The sequence below is a fragment of the Aetokthonos hydrillicola CCALA 1050 genome, from assembly GCF_017591665.1.
Classification (GTDB): domain Bacteria; phylum Cyanobacteriota; class Cyanobacteriia; order Cyanobacteriales; family Nostocaceae; genus Aetokthonos; species Aetokthonos hydrillicola.
Window position 1 is genome coordinate 1 of the sequence record NZ_JAAKGC010000311.1, and the last position, 2,054, is coordinate 2,054.

At 41.1% G+C, this 2,054-nt stretch carries 3 protein-coding genes; 1 reads left to right on the forward strand and 2 read right to left on the reverse strand.

All coding sequences use genetic code 11. The features are described 5' to 3' along the window. The coding region (locus tag G4P69_RS37325) for a helix-turn-helix domain-containing protein (protein ID WP_208354930.1) at positions 1-325 on the forward strand (325 nt) is incomplete at its 5' end. Between the two features lie 312 nt (positions 326-637). Here the strand turns inward: G4P69_RS37325 and G4P69_RS37330 are convergent. After that, on the reverse strand, positions 638-1,075 hold the full coding sequence (locus tag G4P69_RS37330; RefSeq protein ID WP_208341438.1) for an Hsp20/alpha crystallin family protein: 438 nt from the start codon (positions 1,073-1,075) through the stop codon (positions 638-640). A gap of 394 nt (positions 1,076-1,469) precedes the next feature. Next, positions 1,470-2,054 (reverse strand): nucleoside hydrolase (locus G4P69_RS37335; protein ID WP_208354933.1); only part of this gene is annotated, 585 nt, incomplete at its 5' end.

Here is a 2,054-nt window from a genome sequence, read left to right on the forward strand (position 1 = left end):
ATTTTTAAGTTTGCTCGGCAATGATTACGAACTGTCGCAGGGAAATAGCGTCACAGTTGTTCCTGTTCACAAGGAGTTAACAACCCAAGAAGCAGCTGATGTTCTTAATGTCTCACGCCAGTATATGGTTGAGTTACTAGACGCTCAAGTTATCCCTTCTACCAAAGTTGGTACTCACCGTCGCGTCCGTTTTAGCGACTTGATGGACTACAAAAAGGAGCGTGATGCTAAGCGCCGTAGCGGATTATCGCAATTGACGAAAAAAAGCCAGACGCTAGGTTTGTATAGCAACTCAGCCAATGCTCGTGAATGCGAATCAAAATAACAACTTAAATTTAATGTAGGTTGGGTTGAGGAACAAAACCCAACATTTATAAGGGTTTGTTGGGTAACGCTTATGCGCTCTACCCAACCTACGATTTTCCAAAACCCGTGCAGTATTGACTCCACTACTAACCTGGCTGACATTCTTGGAATTCGTTTGGTCTTAATTTCTATCTCAGTCCCACTAATGACAACGTTTAAACTCTCACAAAAAAAGCCCAGTCGTGTGAAAACAACCAGGCTTATGATTTATGTTAAGTAACTACCAAGAGCAGGAGACTCATCACACTTTGACTACCGACTAAGGAGAAGTCTATGCTACGTTCACTTTGACGACTTTGTTCTTTTCTTGAGTAGTCTTAGGTAATGTCAAATTTAAAATGCCATCTTTGTATTCTGCTGTAACGTTCGTATTTTGAATACGTGCAGGTAGAGGAATTACGCGTTGGAATTTGCCGTAGCTGAATTCGGTACGGGTAACACCATTTTCTTCTGTCTTCGTTTCAGATTTACGCTCACCACTAATAGCAACAGCGTTTTCTGTAACTTGTACATCCAGGTCTTTAGCATCTATACCTGGAACTTCTAGCTTTAAGTGGACAGCATCCGCAGTTTCGTGGAGTTCAGCAGCAGGAACAAAAGAGGTAACTTTTTCTCCTATTGTTTCTGGGGTTAAAACTGTATCAAATAAACGGTTAAGTTGACGTTGTAGGGTGTTGACTTCTTGCCAAGGATTGTAACGAGATAACATATTTATTATTTCTCCTATCTTGCTCAATTCAAAATTGAATTTCTTGCTTTAGTCTCATAGTAGTAATTAGTAAAAAAGATGTAAATTCGGTTTTTAGCACAAGTTAAATGATGATTACCGATCAAGAAAGTAAGTGTGTTTTTAGGTGTGGAAGCTTACCATCTTCATGTACGGTAAACTGTACAAATTTTTCTTGCATAATTTCTAAATATAAGACCATGCTGGGCTAACAGCATGGTCTGTGTTTCTGTATAGTGTTTTAATTTAGCTAAATAGGACTACAACCTCAAATTCCACCATTCCGGATTTTGCTCAAAAATAAATTACTCTAAGAATCGTAGGTTGGGTAGAGCGATCGCGAAACCCAACAAATCCCGATCTGACTCCTGATTCCTCAATTCTGTTTGATAAATATGCCACTGAAGCCATTTGGGAGTGCAGCTGGATTCGGCTTAAGGCATACATTAACGTTCGGTGGTTTGGTGCTGTCAGTAAGAATACGCCCTTGATCATCTCCTGGTGTCGTCTTAACATCCAAATGCAGAGGAGTTACCGAACAGAATGATGGCTCGCTGAGATGAATAGCCGCAACTGTATCCCAGTTACTGACGCTGGAGCTTGAAATTGTTGTAAAAAACCACTCCAGCAGATTCGATGCCACAATTGCTTCGGGAGTACCAGTCGCTCGCCATGCAGCACTATCTGCCTTAGTCATTTTAACTTGGTTAGTTGCATCTAGTGGTGTTAAATATAGTGGCAATCCTGAAGAAAATACCTGTTGTGCGGCTACTGGATCAACCCAAATATTCCACTCAGCAGTAGTGTTTTTAGCAGTCTTTGAGCCTTCACGAAGGTTACCAGGAACATAGACAGCACCACCCATAATGTGTACTCGTGCAATCTTGCTAGCAATGCTTGGCTCAATCCGGAGGGCTTGTGCTAGGTTAGTCATTGAACCAGTCGCCAAAATTGTTATTGG

Coding starts and splice junctions, on each gene's coding strand:
- G4P69_RS37330 (WP_208341438.1), bottom strand. CDS start 1,075: ATGTTATCTCGTTACAATCCTTGGCAAGAAGTCAACACCCTACAACGT.